This is a genomic window from Chryseobacterium sp. JUb7, from assembly GCF_024806495.1.
GTDB lineage: Bacteria > Bacteroidota > Bacteroidia > Flavobacteriales > Weeksellaceae > Chryseobacterium.
Window position 1 is genome coordinate 679411 of record NZ_JANUFF010000002.1, and the last position, 23925, is coordinate 703335.

At 34.1% G+C, this 23925-nt stretch carries 22 protein-coding genes and 13 tRNA genes; 1 reads left to right on the forward strand and 34 read right to left on the reverse strand.

Features of this window, described 5'->3' with window-relative positions:
- Nucleotides 1–133: 133 nt before the first annotated feature.
- The 34 genes from M2373_RS06645 to M2373_RS06810 form a co-directional block, all read right to left on the reverse strand.
- Nucleotides 134–1264: a WG repeat-containing protein gene (locus tag M2373_RS06645; protein WP_259108834.1), complete on the reverse strand. Its 1131-nt coding sequence runs from the start codon at nucleotides 1262–1264 to the stop codon at nucleotides 134–136.
- Nucleotides 1264–2415 (reverse strand): hypothetical protein, encoded by a 1152-nt coding sequence (locus M2373_RS06650; protein ID WP_259108835.1) that lies wholly within the window; start codon nucleotides 2413–2415, stop codon nucleotides 1264–1266. Before M2373_RS06650 ends, M2373_RS06645 begins: the two co-directional genes overlap by 1 nt.
- Before the next feature lie 88 nt (nucleotides 2416–2503).
- The gene (locus M2373_RS06655; RefSeq protein WP_259108836.1) at nucleotides 2504–3055 is read right to left on the reverse strand and encodes a 3'-5' exonuclease; all 552 of its coding nucleotides are present in this window, start codon (nucleotides 3053–3055) and stop codon (nucleotides 2504–2506) included.
- 108 nt (nucleotides 3056–3163) lie between these two features.
- Nucleotides 3164–3787, reverse strand: coding sequence for a 3'-5' exonuclease (locus M2373_RS06660; protein ID WP_259108838.1), 624 nt, complete (start codon nucleotides 3785–3787; stop codon nucleotides 3164–3166).
- A 22-nt stretch (nucleotides 3788–3809) separates the two neighbouring features.
- On the reverse strand, nucleotides 3810–4373 hold the full coding sequence (locus M2373_RS06665; protein ID WP_259108840.1) for a phosphoesterase: 564 nt from the start codon (nucleotides 4371–4373) through the stop codon (nucleotides 3810–3812).
- Between the two features lie 25 nt (nucleotides 4374–4398).
- On the reverse strand, nucleotides 4399–5268 hold the full coding sequence (locus tag M2373_RS06670) for a nucleoside hydrolase (protein WP_259108842.1): 870 nt from the start codon (nucleotides 5266–5268) through the stop codon (nucleotides 4399–4401).
- 44 nt (nucleotides 5269–5312) lie between these two features.
- Nucleotides 5313–6257: an MBL fold metallo-hydrolase gene (locus M2373_RS06675; protein WP_259108844.1), complete on the reverse strand. Its 945-nt coding sequence runs from the start codon at nucleotides 6255–6257 to the stop codon at nucleotides 5313–5315.
- 140 nt (nucleotides 6258–6397) lie between these two features.
- The gene (locus M2373_RS06680; protein ID WP_259108846.1) at nucleotides 6398–6988 is read right to left on the reverse strand and encodes a hypothetical protein; all 591 of its coding nucleotides are present in this window, start codon (nucleotides 6986–6988) and stop codon (nucleotides 6398–6400) included.
- Nucleotides 6989–7041: 53 nt separating this feature from the next.
- Nucleotides 7042–8058: an RNA ligase, Rnl2 family gene (locus tag M2373_RS06685; RefSeq protein WP_259108848.1), complete on the reverse strand. Its 1017-nt coding sequence runs from the start codon at nucleotides 8056–8058 to the stop codon at nucleotides 7042–7044.
- 11 nt (nucleotides 8059–8069) lie between these two features.
- Nucleotides 8070–8441 carry a cyclic-phosphate processing receiver domain-containing protein gene (locus M2373_RS06690; RefSeq protein ID WP_259108850.1) on the reverse strand — a complete coding sequence of 124 codons (372 nt, stop codon included), beginning with the start codon at nucleotides 8439–8441 and terminating at the stop codon, nucleotides 8070–8072.
- 13 nt (nucleotides 8442–8454) lie between these two features.
- Complete coding sequence (locus M2373_RS06695; RefSeq protein ID WP_259108852.1) at nucleotides 8455–9231, reverse strand: ATP-grasp domain-containing protein; 777 nt, start codon at nucleotides 9229–9231, stop codon at nucleotides 8455–8457.
- A 124-nt stretch (nucleotides 9232–9355) separates the two neighbouring features.
- Nucleotides 9356–9841 (reverse strand): ribonuclease H-like YkuK family protein, encoded by a 486-nt coding sequence (locus M2373_RS06700; RefSeq protein WP_259108854.1) that lies wholly within the window; start codon nucleotides 9839–9841, stop codon nucleotides 9356–9358.
- 92 nt (nucleotides 9842–9933) lie between these two features.
- Nucleotides 9934–10004: transfer RNA gene (locus M2373_RS06705), tRNA-Trp, on the reverse strand.
- A gap of 78 nt (nucleotides 10005–10082) precedes the next feature.
- Nucleotides 10083–10155, reverse strand: a tRNA-Phe gene (locus M2373_RS06710).
- 93 nt (nucleotides 10156–10248) lie between these two features.
- Nucleotides 10249–10322 (reverse strand) — tRNA-Leu (locus M2373_RS06715).
- Between the two features lie 205 nt (nucleotides 10323–10527).
- Nucleotides 10528–10603 (reverse strand) — tRNA-Glu (locus M2373_RS06720).
- 82 nt (nucleotides 10604–10685) lie between these two features.
- A tRNA-Tyr gene (locus M2373_RS06725) sits at nucleotides 10686–10769 on the reverse strand.
- Nucleotides 10770–11332: 563 nt separating this feature from the next.
- Nucleotides 11333–11404 (reverse strand) — tRNA-Asn (locus M2373_RS06730).
- Between the two features lie 6 nt (nucleotides 11405–11410).
- Nucleotides 11411–11484, reverse strand: a tRNA-Ile gene (locus tag M2373_RS06735).
- A gap of 5 nt (nucleotides 11485–11489) precedes the next feature.
- Nucleotides 11490–11561: transfer RNA gene (locus tag M2373_RS06740), tRNA-Glu, on the reverse strand.
- Nucleotides 11562–11567: 6 nt separating this feature from the next.
- A tRNA-Pro gene (locus tag M2373_RS06745) sits at nucleotides 11568–11639 on the reverse strand.
- Nucleotides 11640–11707: 68 nt separating this feature from the next.
- Nucleotides 11708–11779, reverse strand: a tRNA-Asp gene (locus tag M2373_RS06750).
- 7 nt (nucleotides 11780–11786) lie between these two features.
- Nucleotides 11787–11871, reverse strand: a tRNA-Ser gene (locus tag M2373_RS06755).
- Between the two features lie 8 nt (nucleotides 11872–11879).
- Nucleotides 11880–11953, reverse strand: a tRNA-Arg gene (locus M2373_RS06760).
- A gap of 94 nt (nucleotides 11954–12047) precedes the next feature.
- Nucleotides 12048–12121: transfer RNA gene (locus M2373_RS06765), tRNA-Arg, on the reverse strand.
- An 836-nt stretch (nucleotides 12122–12957) separates the two neighbouring features.
- Nucleotides 12958–13233: a hypothetical protein gene (locus tag M2373_RS06770; RefSeq protein WP_259108856.1), complete on the reverse strand. Its 276-nt coding sequence runs from the start codon at nucleotides 13231–13233 to the stop codon at nucleotides 12958–12960.
- A 34-nt stretch (nucleotides 13234–13267) separates the two neighbouring features.
- Nucleotides 13268–14296: a soluble NSF attachment family protein gene (locus tag M2373_RS06775; RefSeq protein ID WP_259108859.1), complete on the reverse strand. Its 1029-nt coding sequence runs from the start codon at nucleotides 14294–14296 to the stop codon at nucleotides 13268–13270.
- Nucleotides 14289–16004, reverse strand: a complete 1716-nt coding sequence (locus M2373_RS06780) for an APC family permease (RefSeq protein ID WP_259108861.1) — start codon at nucleotides 16002–16004, stop codon at nucleotides 14289–14291. The genes M2373_RS06775 and M2373_RS06780 overlap by 8 nt, the downstream gene beginning before the upstream one ends.
- Nucleotides 15988–18387 (reverse strand): hypothetical protein, encoded by a 2400-nt coding sequence (locus M2373_RS06785; RefSeq protein WP_259108863.1) that lies wholly within the window; start codon nucleotides 18385–18387, stop codon nucleotides 15988–15990. The genes M2373_RS06780 and M2373_RS06785 overlap by 17 nt, the downstream gene beginning before the upstream one ends.
- Nucleotides 18378–19121 carry a hypothetical protein gene (locus tag M2373_RS06790; protein WP_259108865.1) on the reverse strand — a complete coding sequence of 248 codons (744 nt, stop codon included), beginning with the start codon at nucleotides 19119–19121 and terminating at the stop codon, nucleotides 18378–18380. The genes M2373_RS06785 and M2373_RS06790 overlap by 10 nt, the downstream gene beginning before the upstream one ends.
- A complete protein-coding gene (locus M2373_RS06795; protein ID WP_259108867.1) occupies nucleotides 19094–20227 on the reverse strand; it encodes an AAA family ATPase in 1134 nt (377 codons plus the stop codon). Before M2373_RS06795 ends, M2373_RS06790 begins: the two co-directional genes overlap by 28 nt.
- A 10-nt stretch (nucleotides 20228–20237) precedes the next feature.
- Nucleotides 20238–20813: a DUF4919 domain-containing protein gene (locus tag M2373_RS06800; RefSeq protein ID WP_259108869.1), complete on the reverse strand. Its 576-nt coding sequence runs from the start codon at nucleotides 20811–20813 to the stop codon at nucleotides 20238–20240.
- Entirely contained in the window at nucleotides 20791–21459 is a 669-nt protein-coding gene (locus tag M2373_RS06805; protein ID WP_259108871.1) for a hypothetical protein, read from the reverse strand. Before M2373_RS06805 ends, M2373_RS06800 begins: the two co-directional genes overlap by 23 nt.
- A 227-nt stretch (nucleotides 21460–21686) precedes the next feature.
- Nucleotides 21687–22826: an acyltransferase gene (locus M2373_RS06810; RefSeq protein ID WP_259108872.1), complete on the reverse strand. Its 1140-nt coding sequence runs from the start codon at nucleotides 22824–22826 to the stop codon at nucleotides 21687–21689.
- 110 nt (nucleotides 22827–22936) lie between these two features.
- Between M2373_RS06810 and M2373_RS06815 the strand changes: the two genes are divergently transcribed.
- On the forward strand, nucleotides 22937–23821 hold the full coding sequence (locus M2373_RS06815; protein ID WP_259108874.1) for an AraC family transcriptional regulator: 885 nt from the start codon (nucleotides 22937–22939) through the stop codon (nucleotides 23819–23821).
- Nucleotides 23822–23925 lie beyond the last annotated feature (104 nt).

Here is a 23925-nt window from a genome sequence, read left to right on the forward strand (position 1 = left end):
GTGTCATTTCATTTTTGATAATGCAAAGTAAGAAGCTAATTACGCAATGATTTTGCGTAATTTATTTTAATGCAAAAAAAAGACATTTTTGATTTAAAAATGTCTTCATTATGTATTGTAAGAATTGTAAATTCTATTTTGCTTTGAAAATTAGCCCATTGCTTCCTATATAAAACCAGTCTTTTGGATTATCAGTATAAACAGGGATAAGCTCAAAATTTCTAACAGGACCAGATTGATAAAGAGTCTGGTTCCAGGAAAGTAATTGATATTTGGGTTCTACATACTTTTGGGTATCGATAAAATAAAACCCTTTTCTATTATCTTTTGTAAAGGTCAGCGTGTTATATCGGTCTTCTATTTCCTGAAAATCAACAGGAATCAACGAATTACCCAGCTCATCTATAAGAAGGTTTTTCCCATTTTTTGTTGCTAACAGGTATGTTTGATCACGGTATGGTTTTAGAATTTTCAGACTTTCATATTCTGGTCTGGTCTTTTTATTCAGCTCAAAATCATAAAATCCATATTTATTATTTTGTCTGTAAATACATTTTTCTTTGTAATAATTATCACATTTTGATAAATAATATTTGGACTTAAGCTTTTCAATTGCTGCAGCATCACTAGTTTTGGTGGTACCGGACATGTAAATTCCTCCATCCTCATAAATCGCCTGCATTGACCTGTCGGAAGTTTTCGCTGCCGGGGTGATTATATATTTTGTTTCTTTTTCATTCGAAACCATCCATTTTACTTCTTTAGAATCACCGTCAATATAGTTGATCTGTTTATATTCTACAGGAATAACCATGTGCCCAAGATTATTATAAACACCTATCTTTTGGTTCTTTTTAACTAAAAAAGAATAATTTCTTATATATTCAATTTTATCAAATTCTTCAGGAATGAAAGATTTATTAAAATCATATACTCCAAATTTTCCATTTTCATTTTGTACAATGATAAACAGACTGTACTTATCGCTATCTATATTGATATCTTTGTATGTTGTATTAAACAAAATTCCACCTTTTTCATCAATTAACCCATATTTCCCATTGGATAAAACTTTCGCAAAACGATAATTTTCGTTATTATATTTCGAATCAAAAAGTGCAACACTGTCGTATTTCGGGGTAATTTTCACATTTCCCGACTCGTCGCTGTATCCCCATACATTCTTGTCACGATAAGGAACAAGAGTCTGCGCATTAAATAAGGACCATAAAAAGAGAAAAAAGATTGATATATAGTATCTCATTATTTTTTTTCGAATATTATTTTAGTATTTGATTTCTTAAACTCGGCATTGAAGCTGTACTCGTCTAATTCGCTATTTAAGCTTTTAATAGACTTTAGAAAACCTGTTGTTTTCAATTCATCATATAAAAATTTAGGAGCATTTTTTTTCTGAATTTCATACACTACAAGTTCATATTTTCCAGTCTTAGGATATTTTAAAATCAAAACATGATCATCATTTTCTTCTATTTTTTTATATTCACTCCCCTTACAGTCATCATTAATTTTGTAAGCTTCACTATAAAAAAAAGTATCATCTTTCAAATTTCCTATTAAAACTGAATTATTGGAGTAATCATAATAATAGGCTTTATTTTCATTAGTTTTTTTATCATTCACTAATCGAATAAAAGTACTTCTTGTATCATCTGAAAATTCGAATTGTTCACCGTTTACTTCTTTACCTTTATATTTTTCCGAAATCTCATACGTGAAGTTTTTCTCTTTAGGTATTGATAATGATTCCAAATCCAATTTTCGGTTTTCTTCGAAGTTTTTCATACATTTTCTATACTCCGAACTTCCACTGCTCCAAACGAAATTTTCAAGACTGCTTTTCACGAAACTTTTTTTCTGTTTACCCGCTGTACTATTATCAAAATCAATATCCTGGAGACTTACTCCTACAAGTTTTTTGTTTTTAGGTATTTTTTCAAGCACATTAAGGCTTTTCAAATAACTGTACATTTCATTTTCAGTCTGGATTCCGTCTGCAAACCACAATTTAATTGGAGAAGTATCATTATCTAAATCGTATTCTTCGGCCTTTTCTCCCAGGAAATTTTTTGTTATACCTGTTTTATAGAAACCTTTTTTAGGGAAAAGTTCATTGAAACCATAAAAATCAACCTGTCTTCTGTTACTGACAGCATAAATATTCAGAAATTTTATGTACAATAAAGACTTTGCAGTTTTATTATCAAAAAGCAAACGGTTCATTACATAAAATTTATTTTCATAATTATTGAACTGAAACTTCATTTTATAATCTTTATCTCTCTTTGGAACATCTGCTAAATAGATATTCTCAGTATTTGGATAAAAAACTTCAAAACTTTGAGCTAAAGCAAGGTTTGAAATAATTAAAAATAATAATCCCTTAATTTTCATATCGACAAAGATAAAATAAATCATAATCTGAATATAAATAAAAACTCCCTTTTGAAAGGGAGCAGTTGTCGTATTTTTACATGCTAAATTAATATTGTGCTAAACACCAATGCAAAATCTTCGCAATATTTTTAGCATCATCCACACCTCTGTGATGCGTACCTTCAAGCTTGAGATTCAATTCACCTAAAGCTCTTGCCATGCCCACACTCTTACGAACCGTCGGATGCAATTCTCCAAATAATGTTTTTACATTAATATGGTCATCACTTAAAGGATAATCGACACTGAATCTTCTTGCCTGATCTCTAAGCATATTCAAATCGTAGTTTCCGTAACTTGCCCAAGTTAGATCTTCAGAATCATACTCTGCTCTCAGAATATCCAATGCATCTTCGAGTAAAACCCCTTCATCATCAAGCATTTGCTGAGTAATGGAAGTCAGTTCCGTACAAAACGGGCTCACTTTTGAAAATTGAGGCTTCACTAGAATCCCCTCATTTTGTGAAATCTCACCGGTTTTTGCATTCATTATACAAACTCCGATTTCTATAATTTCACTTTCCTGACCTCTCGGCGGGCGGTCATTCCAACACGTAGCTTCGAGGTCTATAATTAATATATTGTCTGTTGTTTTCATTTGTTTTAAAAATTTATTTTTTGTGGCTGGAAGTTTGAAGCTGGAGGCTGTAGGTAAATTTCGCACTGCAAAAACTTCCCGCTTCCATCATCCATCTTCCTGACCCAATTATCCCCTCAAAATTTCTCTTAAAATTCTGGCGGCATTGTAAGCATCATCTGCTCCACTGTGATGATTTCCTTCAAAATCCATATTCAGGAACTTTAAGGCCCTTTTCAAACCCATCATTTTAAAAAGTCCGTTATAATTTTTGAACTGATGCATCACATTTATATAATTTTCAGAAAAAGGATTTTCGATTCCGAGATAATCACATTGTTCCATAATCTGCTCTTTATCAAAATTTCCGAAACCTGCCCAGGTAAGTGGTGTTGAATGATACTCATCTTTAATTTTCTCACAGGCTTCTTCAAAATAGATTCCTTTTTCTTCAATTAACTGTGGCGTAATTCCGGTCAGCTCTGTACAAAATTTACTTATTTTGGACCTTTCAGGAAGTACATAAATGCTTTGTTTTTTGGAAATTGCTTTTGTTGTTTTGTTTAATTCGCAAATTCCTATCTCTATAATATCGACTTTCTGACCAGCTGGGATTCTGTCGTTTTCCCAACATGTGGCTTCCAGATCGACGATTAATATTTCATTGGTTGTTTTCATAATTTTTGGTTTAATGGATGGAAGCACGAAGTTGGAGGCGGGAAGTAAATCACGCTCTGCAAAAACTTCCGGCATCTCGCATCAAGTTTCCATCTTATTAATTTCTAGGCGCAAACGGTGGCGTCCATTTTTTCTTCTTCATTAATTCCCTGACTTCTTCATAAGAAATCGGATAAAAATTATGACAGTCTACTCCGACATCAATACTTAAAGCCATTTCATCATCAGATAAAGTTCCGTGTGAATGACCGTAGAGTTGCCAAACTCCATGATGTGAGGCATTCCAGGTACGCATTGCGTAGTGAAAAAGAACAATTTTCTGTTTGCCATGAGTGGCTTCTTCATCTTCAACGGAAAGCTCGTGATAATCCTTAATCCATTCAAATCTATCTGAGACACGAAGTGCAGAATATTCATGATTGCCTTTTATTAAATGAATTTTACCATTCAATCTATCTAAAATATCTCTTGTAATATCCGGCTTTCCTAAACTCACATCACCTAAATGGTAGACAACATCATTTTCGCTGATTTTTTCATTCCATCTGTTAATAAGTTCTTCATTCATATGTTCCAAAGACTCAAAAGGCCTTTCGGAGAATTTTATAATATTTTCGTGACCAAAATGATGGTCTGCTGTAAAAAATATATTGGATTTCATTTTTTTTAATTTTTAATTGTTTGTTTTAAGGTTTAATCACCATCCACAGATCTTTTAAATCTGGAATGTGAGTCGTAATCAGTGATGAATTCTGTCCTGAATTCTCTTCTATTTTCCGGGAACCCCACTCACCGCGTTGTCTGTAAGGAATTACTTCTGCCCAAACTGCTTTTGAAGGATCTATAGCCAACAAAGCTGCCACGGTATCATGAAGTGCTTTTTCTTTAAGCTCAACTGCTTTAAGAAATAACTTCAATCCTTTATTGTCATTTTGAAATGGGATCAACATTTCTGCATCTTTTTTAGTAAAAACCGCAGCGTGACATACATTTTTACTGATCAATCGTCTTTCAGTTATGGGTATTGAGAACAATTTTTCTGCAGCCAATGGATTTCCGTTTAGGTTAAATGTTGCACAGGTAGTTTTTCCGTCAAATTTTTCCAGTCGGTTTTCTTTTGGAATAATATTATCCCCTGCAAAACCTCCCTGACAAAACCAACGGTCAAAGAAAATTCCAGTTTCCAAGAGAGCATGCGGGTTTGTAAGTGCGGCTCCCGTTAATAAAGTACAATCGGGAAATTGACGAAGTGTTTCAGTCATAATTTTTGCAGCCGTATCATCTGCTTCTGAATCCTCAAATTTTCCAACCCAGCCTCGGTAAAAATTCGAAACACGAGTCGCTGAAGATTTCGGAGTTCCAGATCCAATACGAACATCTTCCCTGTCCAAAATTTGCAAGACTCGTCTTACAAAACCTATCTGATCTTTTCCTCCCGGATGTATAGAAACGCTTGCCAAATGAACTTTCGGATGCGTTGCCAAAATAGCCAACGTCATAGAATCATCAGGATCAGCCGTTTCCATATCGAAATGAAAAGGTATTTTAAATTGCATGATTATTTTTAGTTTTTTTAATTTTAGTTTAATAAATATTTTAATTAATTTCCTCGAAATGCTTTATAAAAAGCAGTTTCAATTTCCAGTTGATCACTTTCTATATATCTTCGTGAAAAGTGAATTGGGATTGCTTCTTTCACTTCACATTCATTCATGATTTTTCCTGATGCAGACGCGAAACTGTGATAATTCAACTTTGCAAATCCCTGATCTTCATCTTTATAAAACGTTTCGATGTAAACCATATCTGCCCCTTTGAAAACCTTTTTTATTTTTTCATAATTGTCTTCACAAACAGCATGATCCATGATCATTCCTAATTTATAACCTTCATTTTTTGACAAAAAATGAAATAAATCTGAAGCTTTATAAACTGTTTCTTCAACCAGGATTTCTTTGTCTGAATTGTTGTTTTCTAAAGCGGTTTTCAATTCACTGATCCATTTTCCTTTTTTGAATTCAGAAGCATTTTCATTAAAAGTAAATGAATCTTTTTCCTTAAATAAATAAGCAATGGAATCTGTTTTGTGATCGAGAATAGCAAAATCAACATTCACATAGTCATCTTCGAAAAGAAAATTCTGAGTTGTTATCAATTCAAGATTCCAATGTGGTGGATGAATTTTATAAATATTAATTTCTTCTTTTGAAACAATTTCCCGAATTTCATATTCAATTGCATTTTCGTCAATTAAATTCCAAGTGTAAGATTTTAATCTGGATTCAACTTGTTGGTGAATATTTTTTGGTCCGCAAATCACTATTTTTTCTCCGCTTCCAATTTGGTGTCTGAAAATTCCGTCAAAATTTGAAAAATGATCAATATGCGTATGACTAATGAATACCGCCGAAACGGATTGAACTTCTTTCACTGTCAACAAACTAGCTTCACCACAATCACATAAATAATGCTTTGCTGAGTTTGGAATTTTTATTAATATACTAATGTCTTCTCTCAAAAGACTTTTTATTTCTGCCTGTAACATTTTTTTTAATTTTTCATAACCACTTTTGTTCTTTCATTACTTAGATTCCTAAGGAATCACAAACTGAATAGAAAATTTTATGGCTTAATTTAACGTAAAAAAGTTTCGATAAAATGAATTACCGAAACTTAATCTTTATTTTAAACAATGAGTTCTTTTACTGTTTTTCTGCGTACACCAAAATCAGATTTTCTGATCTTACACATACGGTTATCAGCAATATGATGGAAAACTATACCTTCCATATCATTCTCTGTATTGCTAAGAAAACCTTTGATAAAATCAAAATCAAGACTTTCTAAACCAAGAACTTGAGTTCCGTGTTTTACTAACAAATGACCTGTAATATTCTCAGGATTGTTTCTCACCTTTTCGCCAATAAGCTCGTAAGTGCCATCTTCTACCTTGCATGATTCCGCAAGAGTATTGAATCCTTCCCAGAAATATTTATCCTCTTTTTTAGTAATATCACATTCTACCCAATGCGGATGATGACCGGTAATAAAATCTGCTTCCTGACACGGAATTGCACCTTCAGGGGCTGTTTTACCCTTCTTCGCATCGTATCTTTTGTATAATTTACCGTTAATCACTGCGCATGCAGAACCATCAAACTTTTGCGTAGCAATAGCTTCACCGTCAAAAACCCAATTGTTTTCAGGATTAATTTCGTTAATAACTCTTCCTAAATTATGTATATCTTTTTTGAATAATGTGCTTATCTTTTTCATTTTTAATTGTTTTTTAACAGCAAAAGCTTTTATTCATCGGATAATTACCGAAACTATGCCTTTGCTGAAATTAATTCTTCTTTTACTAAATCAATAACCAAAGAATTCAATTTTTTGTTGATCCTTTTCTGTTCTTCTTTTTCTATAGTTGTAAAAACTTCCGGAAAATCTTTTTCAAAATCCTCCAAAATATCCTGTGCAAAAAGGCCGATCACCTTCCCAATCATTTTGGGATCAAACTCACCAATCTTACTGACAACGTTATTCAACCTGTTTACAGTTGCATATTTTTGGATTTCTTCCCAAATATGCTGAGCTTTTTCACTAAAGTTGATTTGTTTTTGAACCGTTTTATCCTGTTTTCTCACAACCTTAGATTTCTCGACCCATTTTTCATTTTTATTTTTCAAAATGACTCTCGATCCATTTCCAAAATATTTGGTTTTTAACGTTTTGATAATCGTTCCTTCACACATATTGTTCTCGATTTCAGGTAATCCCAACCAAGTCGGAATTTTAGAATCAAAAACATTCGGATAATTTAAAGCTTCATCCAAAGTCCCTTGAAATAAGATTTTTGCATAGAAAAATCCGGTTTCTTCAAAAATTTGGTTGACTAAATCTGTATCCAAATAAGTTGTACCATTCAGTTTAATATCGAATGCATAAAATTCGTTGTAAGGTGCATATTCAACACCTTTTTGAACTTTTATCGCATCTTTTACAGGTTCAACTTTTTTATGTTTGTAACCACCACCGAACAGTTCACCGTAGATTACTACAGTTTCTAAATTCGGGTAAATAGTTTTCACTTTTTCGAAGATATCAATTACGTTTTTTCTGTAACGTTCTAAAATTTGATGTGCATTGTAGAATTTTTCATCCTTCTCGATAAAAGCGGTTCTTTTAGCGATCTTAATTTCCTTTCCATCGGTAAAGAAAGAGAAATTAGCGCCGTGAACCTTTTCCTGTACAATGAAAACCTCATCCCCAAAACCCTGTAACTTGATCTGATCGATCACGCGGGTTTGGTAAGCATTTTCTATAGAGTTATATGTTTTGAAAATCATTTTTTTAATTTTTAATAGTTTTTGAAATTCTTTAAAAGGCTCTCAATATTTTCCTTTCCAACAGGATTCATCGAGTGGCAATAGAATTTTGGTAAGTCCAAATAGTTATCCATACAATATTCTACGAGCCATTTTGCACAATCGTAACCTGTTTTTTCAACAAATTCCTGAGAATTAGGTTCTAAATAATGTTCATCAGCAAGGTCGTGATCAAAAGAAATCATTTCCGGAAGCCCTTTTTGCAAAATCCTGTTGACAAACTGCTCGTAATTACGGACAATGTGCCAGTCTTTTCTGAGAAAAATATCCTGTTTGGTATAATGATATGCTTCGTTTGGATATCTTATATCATCCAGAAACAGTAATCTTTTTGTGCGCTCCATTGCTTTATTTTTTTTAATTTGAAAAGTAAATATTCAATGCTTTGATAATACTTTTCACATTGGTATTCGGATAAAATCCCGAGCTGTTGATGCAGTTTATTTCAACAATTTTCCAGCCTTCATCTGTTAAACAAATATCCATTACAAAAGCTTCTTCAAGATTGAAAAGTTGAATCATTTCATTGGCGAAATTCAATCCGTCTTCTGAGACTTTTTCTTCGAAAGGAGCATTATCATTAAATTTATAATATCCTCCATCGATAATCTGTCCGCCAACAATCCAAAGTCTTGCTTCTTTTATCGTTCGTTTTGCTTTAGAAATCTGAATCAAGGAATCTTCTGTAATTCTGTTGGATTTATTTTCCAACCCTTCAAAAACAAAATCTTTCCATTCAGTTTCGTTGAAAACTTTTCCAGTGAAAATTTTCGCTTCATTATAAGGTTTAATGAATTTTATTTCACCTTTTTTCCAAATCAATTCTTCTGAAATTTTGTGAACGGAAATTTTATGATTAAGAAGGTTTTCACCATAATATTGAGAATACACTTCATACAGGTGATTGCCTCCGTAAAAAGAACCGGGAAACCAATCGGTATTTTGTTTTGCCAGTCTTGCAATCGTTACCGAACCATATACGAAAACATCTTTTCTGTCTGTTTCGAAGTCGATTTTTTCTACAGTTGGAGTAATATTAATTACATGATAATCAATATTTAATTCTTCCAAAGCATCAAAAATTTTATAATGATCGGGATCTAAATATACATTAGCCTGAACTAAAAAATACATGGTTATTAGTTTTTAAAATTCTTTTATTTACTTTTTTTGGATAGAGGCTAGAAGCTGGACGCAGGAAGTTAATTGATCTTTTCAAAAACTCCCATCTCCCATCATCCCGCTTCCAGCTTATTTCTTACACCATCATATCAGCACAATTTGAACTTGCGAATGCGTAAGGTTTTGCTTTAAACACATATCCCATTCCCAGAATATAGCCCATTGCATCTTTCAAAGCGACGTTGGATTTAAAATCCGGATCGGTGTTAATGTCTGCATGTACCTCCATTTCCACATCATAAGTTTCCAGAATAGAGCAAATGGCATAGGCGATTTCTACGGATTTGTTGACCTCGTTCAACATACGCTCTTTGATACTGATATTCTGTATTTCTCTTTCTTTTCTAATAAAGGTAAACGCTCCTTTTCCCTCACGAATAAAGACAACTGCCGTGGCATAATTAATGGCATCACCATAAACGTGAGAGTCTGAACCTACACATACTTTCAGTCGATGTCCATTTGCCTGTTCGCGGATGATGGCTTCTTCTACCAGCTGTATGATAGAATGTTGGAAAATTTTTCCAGTCATATTTTGCCATGTTTGTTGTTGCGTTTCCATTTTTTCTACATGTTTTAAATTTGTTTTATTTAAATTTTAATTTGTTAGTTACGTATCATCAATTTTTTAATTATTGACTATTCACCGTTTTGCACTCCGAACTGGATTCGAACCAATACCATCAGTTTTGGAGACTGAGATGCTGCCATTACACTATCGAAGCAATTTTTTTAGTTATAAGTTATTAATTATGAGTTATAAGTTATTTCTTACTGCATATTACTGTTTGCTTATATTTTCGTGGAGCAGACAGGAATCGAACCTGTACCTTTAGTTTTTCAGACTAACGTGCAGACCTGCTACACCATTCTTCCAATTTTTTACAGGTAATAAATAAATCATACTTCATAACCTGCGATTACGATAATTACTCATTGCTTATTACCTATTATTCATGTTTTGTTCTGTACGGAAAGAGGGACTCGAACCCCCAAAACCTTGAGCCTAAATCAAGCGTGTCTACCATTTCCACCATTCCCGCGGTTTGATGAGCAATAAGTAATGGGTAATTAGTAATGTATTAATTTTACTATTCACAATTTCAGCATTGGCAGAATTACTCATTACCCATTGCTCACTACTCATCTTTTAGGTCTGAGAAAAGCTTGTCTATATTTATAAACTATGCCTGTTATATTTTGTAAAGAACTTCTGCGCTCGACAAACTTTTCTATTTCCATTTAACCTGGTACTCTATAAGGGAATCGAACCCTTATTTTCTGCTCGAAAGGCAGGCGTCCTGAACCGTTAGACGAATAGAGCAATTAACCAACTGACCAGGAGTTGAACCTGAACAACAAGAGTACATTTCCTGCATGCTGCCATTACATTATCAGCGGTTTTGTGGAAGTAGTAGGATTCGAACCTACTCAGCAATGAAGCAACAGATTTACAGTCTGCCCCGACTCTCCAACTTCGGCGTACTTCCGGTTTTTAGTTGATAGTTGTTGGTTGATAGTTTTTGGATAATTTTATATCTCTAATTTCTAGCTTCTAACATCTAACTTCTTTATTGTGAAGAAAACAAAGCCTGTCTTTTATTTTTAGTTTGATGTAAGAACTTCTTCGCTCGACAAACTTTTTTTTCTTCGGAACTAATCTCATTTTAGTTATTTGAGATGGTTATGGGAGTCAAACCCACTCAGCTCACGCAACGGTTTTGCAGACCGCCCCGACTCTTCCACTTCGGCGAACCATCGTTTTTGCAACCAATTGTTGGTTGCTAATTGATCGTTTTTAGATCATATCTCTAACTTCTAATCAAAAAAATAAAGCCTGTCTTAATTTTTGTTTGATATAAGAACTTCTGCGCTTTGACAAACTTTATTTTACCTAAAAATTTATATTATGTTTAAAACTTTCCTCATCTGTTTTCCAGCCTCAAGTGAGTTAAGAAAAAGCCTGTCTATATTGTGTTTTTGGCGTAAAGATCTTCTGCTCCCGACAAGCTTTTTCTTTTTCTCTTTTGAAACAATTAACATTTAGTTTTTGCGATTCCGGAAAGGCTCGAACTTTCAACTTCTGGTTTAACAGACCAGCGCTCTACCATTGAGCTACAGAATCTTTTTGTAATTTCGGAAGGACTCGAACCTTCAACCTTCGGTGTATCAGACCGATGCTCTAACCTATTGAACTACGAAATCAATTGTACTCCATAAGGGAATCGAACCCTTGTCGTTCGGTAGAAAGCCGAATGCACTCACCTCTATGCTAATGGAGCAAATAGTCTGGAAAATAGGATTCGAACCTATGGCCTCCCGCGTCCAAGACGGGTAAACAACCACCGTTATCTTTCCAGTTTTGCAGATTCACTTTAAAAATCTTCTCCGAGAGACAGTCGGATCTGAAATTTTCCGTGAATCTTTGCGGTCTATGCGAGAATCGAACTCGCAGTTCCTGAGCGACAGTCAGGCAGGTTAGCCATTACCTCAATAGACCTTTTTTGCGGAGAGCAAAGGAATCGAACCTTCACTACTGTCGTAGAACTCATTAGCAGTAAGCCGCAACAAACCAATATTTGCCTACTCTCCTCTTTTTGTGATTCCGACAGGACTCGAACCTGTAGCCCTGGGTTTAGAAAACCCATGCTCTATCCAATTGAGCCACGGAACCGTTAAATGTGAATTGTGAATAGTCAATTTGCTTTGCTTGTCAATTTTAAATTCATTTGTGAAACAAATTCACCATTGACTTATTCACTTTTCTGTAATCCCAGAAGGATTCGAACCTTCAACCTTCAGTTTCGTAAACCGACGCTCTATCCAATTGAGCCATGAGATTGTTTTAATTTTTAAAATAAAAAACATAAAAAAGCGCCTCTTTTCGGGAGGCGCTTTATATTTTTAGACGTGTCAGTTTATTAGCTGACCCATTTATATAAGCACCTTTTATCCACAAATTCACTATCAAGAAGAATAATACAAGCATATCCTTGCCCCATCGGTTCTACACCGCGTTGTCTTGAAGATAAATTAGATATGTTATGTAATTGTTTCATTATATTCTTGTTATTTAAAAATTGTTTTTGTTGAAAGATTAAAAACTAGTTGCTTTCAATTTTCGGTTGCAAAGTAAAGATGATTTTTTTTAATCCGCAAATTTATTTTCAACACAACTAATTGTAAATCAATAAATTAAACCTAATATTTAGAGTAGAGGATTTCCGTCCGCAATATTTCGCAGATGTCTTAAATACCTAAATGACTGTCTCTCATCGGGTTATTGATCACGCTTTATTTTCTTATTAATTGTTCATTTGTTATTAAATAATTTTCACTTTTATGGTTATTTTTTTTCATTCTAAATAATTTCTGCCCTAAAAACACAAAAAACGCCCCGATCATCGAGGCGTTTCTGCAGTATTTTGATTAAATTTTTACGAGTTTACAGTAAATAATTTTCAAAGCAAGCACATTTCGCCTCATCCGATATCATCCATTCATATCCAAACGATCCCTTTAGTACAGGGCGATCGCATAGATTTAAACTGATATGTGCTCTTTGTATTGTCATAATTTTATTGGTGCAAAGATAAATGTTTTTCTTACTATTTTAATATATTTTGTGATTGACGAATAAAAAACTGGTAGCTTCGAGAACCTCAGCCTCCAAATTTTTCACGGATTTTTATTTTCATTTTCTTCATTCATAAATCTATCTAATTCTTCAAGATCGACAAACAAATTTTCTTGATAAGCTCCTAAATTTTTGTGTTCAGAAGTTCTGATAATAACAATTTCTTTTGCCTCTGCTAATCCCAGATCAGGAAAAATTTCTTTTATTTTCTTTATTACAAAGATTGGAGACTTATATTTTTCCATTATTTCATCTACAATTTCATATGCACTTTTTCCTGCATGTTTTAAATGAAGATATTTGAATGTATTATCCATTTCGTGATTTTAGATATTTTTATTTTATAACAAATCAATTCCTGAACATTCTATTCCTTCCTGTTTTATATCTGGAAATATCTTTTAAAATTACCTGGTCATCAGGATTAAAATGTTTCAGTTCATTGACGATTTCAGAGCGCGTTGACACTTTTTCCGCAATGATATCATAGGCTACATTTCTTGATGCTTCCTGAAGTTTTGGATCTTTTTTAAACTCGTACTTCATTGCTTCAAGATAGATGATTTTTTTATCAGACGGTGTTTTTTCATACAGCTCCTGAATTTGCTGACTGAGTTTTTTCAGGTCAAAAATATTCGCAAAATAATTATTCAGGCAATTCAATGGATCGGCATTCTCTTCCCAGCCTTTCAGCAAAATTTTCTGTGCCTCATCCGGCATTTCCATTTTTTGACGATAGATAAGAGACCCCTTCACCATTTGATAGTTATTTACATAATCATCAATCACCATCTGATAATATGTATTTGCACTTTCAACATCATTCATTTCTTTATACAGATCCCCGACTTTCTCTTTATGTTGAAGTTCCTTATAAAGATCGATTGCTTTTCTGTATTGTTTTGCATGTACATAACAGTCGGCAGCTTCCACTTTACTGTTGAGTCTTTTTAAGAAAACTGCGGCAGCTTCATTATAAAGTCCTCCTTCTTTTAATGTTTGTGCAGCACGGTAATCATTTTTAAGTAAATTCATATACACTATTGCCGCTTTTTTATATTCCTTTTCAGCAATATGTTTTTGAGCAATCTCTTCGTATATACTTCTAAGCTTATCAAACAATGTAGTATCCAAATAAATTCCATTTCCCATCCCTCCGGAACTTCTGCCGGAAGGTGGTGGCACTGTATCTTTTTGCTTATCCTGTAAAACGACAATGATAAAAAATACAATAGCTCCTATGATAAGAAATAATACAAGGTTGCCCAAAACGCTGACAAGATCAGTCCTGGAAAGCTGTACCAATATTCCCACAAATTTAAGGGCTGCGAGAATAAAAAAAACAGTCAAAAACTTATCTAAAAATTTTTGTTTATTCATTTTTTCCAGATTTTAAAATTGTTTCATCTTCGTTGAACAAACGGTAAAGAACCACAGCAATGAATACTACCAGAATCCATATCAGCCAGTTGTATCCGAACATCGAAATCAAGGGATAAAAAATATACAATATCATTCCTGCAAGCAGCGTCATCAAAAGTATTTTAATTCCCTGCGGCATATTATTTCCACCTATATCCAAGGGTTTATCTTTCACAAAATAAATATAAAACCCTACAGCTCCTCCTATTGAAAGCAGCAATAAAATAATTCCAGGAAAAGAAGCTCCTGATTCTCCAGAAGAATTATCATTGACTTTAAACATTTTTTTAAAAGAATTATCTTTATAAACAACAATGGGATCGATAGTATTGGCCGTTCCGTATATATTCATCAGAGAATCTGTGATCGCCATTCTCCGTTTTTCCAATATCTCATCAATTAACAGTCTTCTCGAATCTTTGGAAATAGTATTATATTTTTTAATAGAATCTGAGATTTTTTTTCTATAAAATTTTGTTTTTCTGTCGACATATTCTGTAATTTTTTCATTGTAAATTACTTTAAGTGAGTCTCGTGACTGTTTTTCCCTGATTCTGTATCCTTCAATTTCCCAATTTAATGCAGAAGGGATTTCTCCCGAAGAATTTTTTGCCATTGCAGCATTATAGGCGGCTATCAGTTTTCCACGCTCTTTCCGGTACAAAGAATCAATTTTTAAATCAATTTCCGTAAATCCTGATTCAAATGCCAATGTTGCCATCTTCTCATCGTTAGTGGGAGCTGTTTCAACGGTAGAATCACTGTAAAGATCAACTGATTCAGATCTTATTCTGCTTTTATTATCCGAACCAATAGCAAATCCCACCACAATAATCAGAAGCAGTAATGCCACAAGAATTTTATGATAATCCTTTGATTTTCTTTTCGGCGGATCATTTTGTACCGGCTGAATACTATCTCCATCCGAAAGTCCGTTTCCAAAAAGACCAGCAAACCAACTTGGATCGAAATTAAAATTACCGAACCCATCCCCTCTGAAAGTTCCGCCGATATCTAAAGGAATTCCAAGATATACCGCCCGTTCAGGGTATTTGGTAATATAAGCAAGATATTTTTCAATTTCTTCCTGGTTACCGGCCATAAGCTTCTTTTTATCGAACGGCAGATTCTTCATCCATTCTTCATCAGTCTGAGGCTTTTGAAGCTCCTCCAACAGGCTGTCATCATTCATCTCAACCAAAAAAGTTTTGATATGCTGAGGAATGGTGACTCCGTTCAGGGGTTTTCTTACCCTCTCTTCAGCTTTCGGAGATTCCTGCAATACAGATACCCAGTCTATGGCTTCTTTTAACTTCACCAATCCAAATTTAGGATGAATGATTAAAAATTCCGCATTTATATGTTGCCAGTCTTCTGCGTTTATTTTAGGATAAAAATCAGTGTTTTCAGGGATAAACAACTTATTATCAAAACACTGAAAATAAGCATTTTTTCCAACCTCTGTCGGAACATTCTGATTAAAAATCAAAAAACAGCCATACAGAATATTCGATTCATTGGACGGAACAGCAAAAGACTTTACCGCATTGATATCAATCCCCAGAGCATCGATTTCCCTAAACCACACCAACGGAGAAGAGCCTTTGATTAAAAGTCCTTTTCTCGGATATCTATTTTTTGGAAATGGTTTAATTCTCAACTCCATAACTCAATACCTGATCTATAAATTTATGTAAATAATCTTCTGACATTTCCTGTATTGTTTTCACTTTTAGCAATGTGCTTTCCGGTAAATAATATTCAGATCCTCCAAACTCAGTTTCCGTTGCCAGAGCGGCAGCACTAAACTCTACAGTCGGCATATAAAATATAGGAATATTAGCATTAATACTTCTAAAAGTGAGCATTCCCCTGGCATCAGCAATAATTTCGCTTCCGTCTGAAAAAGTAAATTTATTTTTATTCTGACTGGCAGTTAATTTCATCGGCGATTTATTCCTGTATAAACAGATCGAATTGTTATACATTGTTATCAGCTCACTTTTTGAAATCACCAGATTATCGTTTTTATTAATTCCTATCTGAGTAAAATTGCTTAAAATATTATGTTTATTATTCAGTAATTTTTCAACTTCAATTTTTACTTTAGCAGCATTTTTTTCAATTTCCGGATCGTTATCAACTAACTCCACAGCAACATCTCCTTCCACATTAATTTCAAAGAACCGATCTGATTTATCACCATATAAATAGAAATGCTTATTGAAATAGATCAATTCAAAATGAGCAGGAATGTGCTGCCCCGTCATATTCATTTCAGAATATTCCTTTGTATTCAAGTTAAGTTTCGAAAGCAGTTTTTTATCCGATTGATATTGGCATAGAATAAATTCGTGTTGCTTGTTTCTTGCCAGCGCAAACTTTCCTTTATCTTTTACTGAAATTTCATCAAACAGCACGGAACATCCCCGGAATGTCCTGTAATTGTCATAGTAACTTTTGTTATAATAATTATCTGATAAATAAGTTCTTAAGAGCTGTTTTTTACTACTCAGAATAAAATACTCTCCTTCATACAGTAACCTTGCAATCTGATTCTGAGGAGAAGGAAATAATATCGGATAATTTTGAGGAACGTCGGTCTTATCTCCTTTCTGAGTCGGATTATTGGTTCTCTTTTGTTTATTCTTAGGTGGATTTGCCCACAATTCCTGTAACGGGAGTACAATTTTCTGAATATGTTTTCTTGCTCCCTGATGATGTTTATAAAAATTCAGCTCACCATCAGATGATGTGGTGATTAAAAATTTAAGTTTATCCCTGTTTTGCTGAATTACTTTCTGTAATTTTTCATGAGCCAAATTCTCATGATGGGTTATAAAAAATACTTCCAGATCTTTTTGGGTATGTATTTTTTGAAAAAAAGTCTCCAAAGTCTCCGAAATATCTAAAATTCCGCTTACGAGATTCAGATTTTCTATAACTTCGCTTACGTTATTCAGAGAAATGGGAATACTGGTCTGTCCCAATGCAAAAACTTTACATTCTGAATGTGCTTTCGGATGTTTGATCACCGAAATTGCCGATGCAAAGGCCAAAACCTTTGGTGTCCCCCAGTTTTTCAGAGAAGTATCTATTAAAATTATCCTTTCAAAAACATTCTCTTCAGGCGGAATTTCCCGTTGAATATACAATGCTTCATTATTCGCAACACGGTTCATGAAAACGTCATCTTCATTGGCAAATTCAGACAGAAGCATCCTGTGAAACTCGCCTTTATTTGCCATATCCGAAATTCCTCCAATCGGTTGTTCGCCAGGTGAAAGATGGCGCATGGGGATTTTCAGACCGCTCCAGATTCTTTTAATTAAGCTTCCTACCTGAAAAGTTTTAGGCTCTTCAGTCAATTCTTCAATAAAATCTCCGTTGGATTCTGCTGTCACCACTTCATCTGCGATTTCCTCATCAAGCTCCGGCTCACCGACAATTCCCTGCATGGCATGGACGATAGATTCTGTTGTAGGATATTTTTTATATAGTAAAGACAGCGTACGGATATCTTTTGATATCACAGAATCAGTCAGCGGAACTTTGATGGCAGCATGAAATAGTTCCTGAGGACCTCTGTTGAAAACTTTTATGATGTATTCAGATTTTTCAGCAGACAGCAAATAATGTGAATCTTTAAAAATGGTCTGAAAAAGATTGACTCTGTTTTGACCTTTTTTAAGGGATTTCCCTATTTTACTGATATTTTCTAAAAACAGACAGGCATCCCTGATATTATCATTGATCTGGTTTTCTCCATCTTTTTTTAAATTTCTTAAAAAATAAAAAACTCCATCAAGGTTTAAGTATCCTTCCTGAGTAGCATATATCACTAAAAGTAAAGAACCTAAAGGCGGAATTCCCTGGCTCTGCAATTCTTTTAAAATCTCAATAATATAAGGTCTGTAGGCAATCGTCCCTACATTCGGAATTGAAATAAGGTTATTTTCATGATACCCGGAATTATCACGGATATCATTATCCGTCACCCATTCCCAGAAATAATTTTCATACGATTGGAAATATTCTATCAGTTCCATTCTCTTGCTTTTTCAGTCAGGCGAAACGAGCTTACGGACAATTTTCGGAAATCATTTTTACTAAGCTGTAAAACACTTCCGTCTTCGTTCCATAAAAGCCAATGTTCCTGATTTGCATTATATTTTCTCTGTAATAAAGCGCTTAGATTTTTAAATTCAAAATCAAAACCTGTTGGTAAAAGATGTCCGTCTTTCGTCCAGTATGTTTTTCCGGGAAAGCTTAACAGTGGAGTTCCCAGGAATAGTGCTTTATCATTAATCACGATCCAGCTCATTTTTTCTGCTTTGAATTTGGGTAAAGCTATAATGGTTTCTTTAATTTCAACTATTGAACTTAGCAAAGCATTTGCAGGTCGTTCCTCTTCACTTGGCTGTAATCTGACTTCAATTTTCTCATCGATTCCAAAAAAATTCTGATTGGAGGGAGGAAAAGTTAATCTTAAAGCTCTGTCAATTGGTGTCCAAAACAACGCTGTCCGCACTTTTTGGCTCGGCACCAGGGCATCCTTCCGAAATAAAAGTCCCTCTCTTAACTCGTACAATAAAAAATCAGGAAACTGCCTGATTTGAGACGAAGCAGCCTGTTCATCAGTAAAACCTTTCATCCAGATCACTTCTTCTTCCAAAGCAATCTGAATGTTTTTCCAGTCACGAATCGAGCCTAAAAAATCTTCATTAGCCCTGGGAAGTTCTGCCCAAAACTCTTTTATACCGTTTGAAGAATCTTTTGCCATAGACTTTCGATTTCCTGTTGAATATATTGTTTCTGTTCAGGATTTTTGATCCAGTCGCAGCGCGTCTGAAGATATCTTAATTTATCTTTAATTACATTTTGTTCTTCAAAACTCAAGGTCTCACTGTTCCATTTTTCCACTAAAATTTTAACATCTTTCATCACCTCTTCCGGATTCGGGGTTTTGTTTTGTAAAGCCTGTGGATGAGATTTTGGGTTATCATCTTTTTCGATCGTTCTGTTGATCATTCCTTCAAGAATCTCAATTTGCTCTTCGGTATCCCAAATATGCTTCAATACCCATAAATCAGAAAGAATAGCTTCATTCCGTCCACAAATTAAAGCACTTGCAGCGATTAAATTCTGAAGCTTTACAGCTCTACGGTCTGAAATAGCAATTCCTGTATTCCGAAGACTGATAATCGTGTTAAGATAAACTTCATAAATAGGTCTGAGATCAATTGTTTTACACTTATTCTGAAGTTCCCTGATCTCCTGTGAAAGAATTTCAGGTGTTTCTGTATCTACACTATTTTCAAGCTTTCTACCTGCTAAAAGAACCTGCTGAAGAAGATCCGGATTCACATAATCGACATTAATTCTGATCAGAAAACGGTCAAACAAAGCGTTCAGTGTTTCATCTTCAGGAAGAACGTTACTTGCTCCCACAAACATTAATGCCGGAAGATGTTTTGTCTCTTTTCCTCTCTTAAAAATCTTTTCGTTTAAAGCCATTAAAAGCGAATTCAAAATGGCAGAATTTGCATTGAAAATCTCATCCAGAAAAACCATTGACGCTTCCGGCATCATTCCTTCTGTATTGGTCAGCAATTCACCTTCTTTTAATTTTCTGATATCGAAAGGTCCGAAAATTTCATTCGGTTCTGTGAAACGGGTTAAAAGATATTCAAAGTTTTTGCCGTCTTTTACGGTTTTTGCCAAGGTCCTTACAATGGCAGATTTTGCGGTTCCGGGAGGGCCGTATAAAAAGGCATTTTCTCTTGCCAGTAAGCATATTCCCAATAAATCGACTACGTCATTTTTACCTATAAAAGTATCTTTAACGTACGTAAGAACTGCATTTAATTTTTCTATATTTTGAGTCATTAGTTACATTTTAAAATTTCCACCATTTTTTCTTTTCCGGTTTTTCTTCTTTATTTTCTGCGGTCTCATTTCTTTTTTTAGAAGAAAAGGAGATTCTCTGATAAGCATCGGTAATATCAAAATACAATTCAGATCCGTCTTCTAATGTTAAAACATCCAGATATTTACCTTCATTTTGCATTAACTTCTGCTGAGTATACTTTTTTCTTAAATGGAGCTGTAGAAAATCAGCTTCATCAGAAATTCTAATCACAATATATGGATTCTGTAATGTTCCGTCTCCTGTCTTTTCAATACCGCTCAGAATATTATGACAGATGAACATCACACTGTCTGCTGCTTTCGTATTTCCAGCTTGCTTTAAAGAAAAGTATTTTATAAAATGAGCCCTTGGACTTAACAGTACATTAATGTTAACATAATAATTAAGTTTTTCATACTCTTTATTTTCAAACAACTGTTCCATGATTTCTAAATCATCAGAATAAGGATTGTAATCCGGGTTGGTTACAATCAATTCTCTTGATTTCAGAAAATTTTCTTTTGTAGGGTCTTTTATAAAATCAAATACTGTTTCCTGGCTCATTATCCTGTATTTTATTTATTTTTAATTCTCTCCAGAAAATATCTTTATATATTCCGAATTCTGCGATCAGCAATTGATAGATATAAGGTATTTCTGCCAACTGATAGGCTTTTTTTTCTACAATCCTTTCGAGATATAATTTCCGGTAGGTTTTATCTTTTAATTCTTCTTCCCAATTGATATTCTTCAGATCCAGATCAACTCCAATCCCTGAATAATGAAACTGCTTTAAGATATTTTCCAATATCATTATCAAAGGATCCTGCGAATCCGCAATTTGTAAGACAGAGATAATCTGAGGCAAAAATCTTAACGAAAGATCAGCAGATAATAGGGAAGAAACATCTCTTTTCCCTTTAAATGCCGGAACCAGTTTATTTAAATCTTTTGCCGTATTTCCTCTGATTAAATGCAATTGTGCACTATGATATAATACTTTCGCTGCCCAGACCGCCGTTTCGGTATCACAATTAATCCGATCAGAGAAAAATTCAAGTTTTTCTTTCTGAAATTCGGATTCAAAATATGCTGCTGCATCCAGTTCTTCCTTTCGGGAAATCTCCTGAATTTCTGAAAATACAGTCATGCACTCCTCCTTCCGAAGCAGAAATAAAGTATCTAAAAATGGGGATTCGGTTTGCATCATATAACAAAAATAAAATTATTTCTCAGAGAATAAAATTTTTAATTAAATGATTAAGAATTAAATAATATTTTGTTTCATTTATTGCATAAAAAAATGATCATTTTAAAAATTACCCGGTTATTATTAATTTAAATGTATCGGCTCAGATCTTTGATCTGAGCCGATACAAACAGCAAATTTTTTTTTGCTTTTTGAGAATTAAAATAAACTATTTTTGAAGACCTCACTTACTTTGAAATCAATTTCTTATTCAGCCATTTTCTCACCGGAATATCATAAAATCTCATGAAGCAATATGCAGAAATTATCGAAATACCTACCGTCATCAATCCGAAAATCCATGACTGAGGCTCTTCCAAAGTATGTTTTCCGTTGACAACCCAAGCCATATAAACGTAGACCAGCGGAAAGTGAGTAATATAAATCGGATAAGAGATATCACCTAAAAACTTACAGAACTGATTTGCCTTTTCGCCCCCTACTTTACCTCCGGCTCCCAATAAAATAACAATCGGAAACATGATCATTAATGTAAAACATTCATAAAAAGCATTCTGCCAATGATTTGCGTTTCCTCCTAAACGCGGAAATGCAAACAGGATTATTAATAAAATACTTGTTGTAAAAAAAGCATTTTTTGTGAATTTTAATGTAACCGTTCTTGCTAAAAAAATTCCCATTAAAAAAGGAAAGGCTAATCTTGTAAAGCCTATTTTCAGTTGCGTTGCATCATCTACAGACCAACCCCCGATGATATCCCCATTTGGATTTGTAAAAGCAAAATAAATCGTAAATCCTGCTGAAATCAAGACTAAAATTCCCAATACAATTTTAGAAACTTTTCTTAAAACCAAAGCATAAACAATATTGGCGATATATTCAAAAAACAGTGACCATGCAGGTCCGTTTAATGGATGCATTTCATTCCAGCCTCTGATGTCAAGGCTTTTTCCTACCGGAATCACCGTCATTCCGATAAACATAACCAATAATACCTTCCAGACCGGCGTTGTGGAAATACCGCCCCAACCCAAACCTTCAGACTGCTGAAAATAAAAAAGAACTGCGCCCACCAAAGAGCCTATAATAATCATCGGCTGCAGCCTCACCAAACGGCGGATGAAAAAATCTTTCAATGACATTTTTTCCCATCGGTTATCATATGCATAACTGATAACATAGCCCGAAAGCATAAAGAAAAAATCGACAGCCAAATAACCGTGATTGATAATCTGTTTGGTGTGATCTCCATTTGAAAATGTTTCAAAAACATGAAAAAACACTACCATAATGGCGGCAACACCACGCAGCCCATCAAGAATTTCGTAATGTGGTTTTGATTGAGAAATATTTACAGTTGAATTCATATATTGACTAAAAGTTTAGTGCAAAAATAGAAGCTATTGTCTCAAAAAGATTGTTGTATATTTTTTTATTATTGTCTTATATTTACATTATCCTGATTGTAATTCTTTAAATGAAGCAAAATTTAAAATATTATCCAAAAGCAAGAACCAAAACTTTCCATTTCGATCACGTTCATATTCAATGGAATCAGCAGGTCCCGCTCCATCAGCAGGAAACCTGGGAGTTGTCTTATATTATCACCGGAAGTGGTGCCAGAATCATTGGAGATGTTGTAGAAAATTTCTCAAAAGGTGAGGTTATTCTGATTCCCCCGAATATTCCGCATTGCTGGTCTTTTGATGAGTCTGTACATGACAGTGAGGGTAAGATTGAGAATATTACTATTGTTTTCGAAAATGCTTTTTTAGAAAGTTGTAAAAATCTTTTTCCAGAACTTTTTCCAGCCATTTCTGAACTTCAGACGAATGAAAATGCAATTTCTTTTAAAAATGAATTATTAGGACGAATACAGGTTTTAATGACTTCCATGATTCACCAAAATGGTATTGAAAGGCTTTCTTCATTTATTAAATTATTGGAGGTAATTTCTTACTGTAAAGAAATGCTGGTTGTCGGAAGACCTGTGACTGAAAATAAAAAAGAAAAAAAATTACAGGAAGTATACCTTTTTATTTTAAGTAATTTTCAGCGAAATATTAGTCTGGAAGAGATTTCAAAGTCGGCCGGAATGCAGAAATCTTCATTTTGCGTTTTCTTTAAAAAAATGACGGGTAAATCATTCTTCACCTACCTGACAGAATTCAGAATTGAGTCTTCATGTCAGATGTTATCAAAAACTAAATTATCTGTTGCAGAGATCTGTATTGCTTCGGGATTTAGCGATATTCCTTATTATAACAGGGTTTTTAAGAGGGTTAAAAATATGACGCCGACTCAATTCAGAAAGAAATCTTCTGAAAAGGTCTTTCCTAGCCCTGATCGAGCGATTGTTTGAGCTCATTTTCTATATATTTCGGGGCGGGGGGGGGGGGGGGGGGGCCCCCCCCCCAAGAATTAAAAAAATAGAGTGGGGGGGGCTGATGATAAAATAAAAAAAAA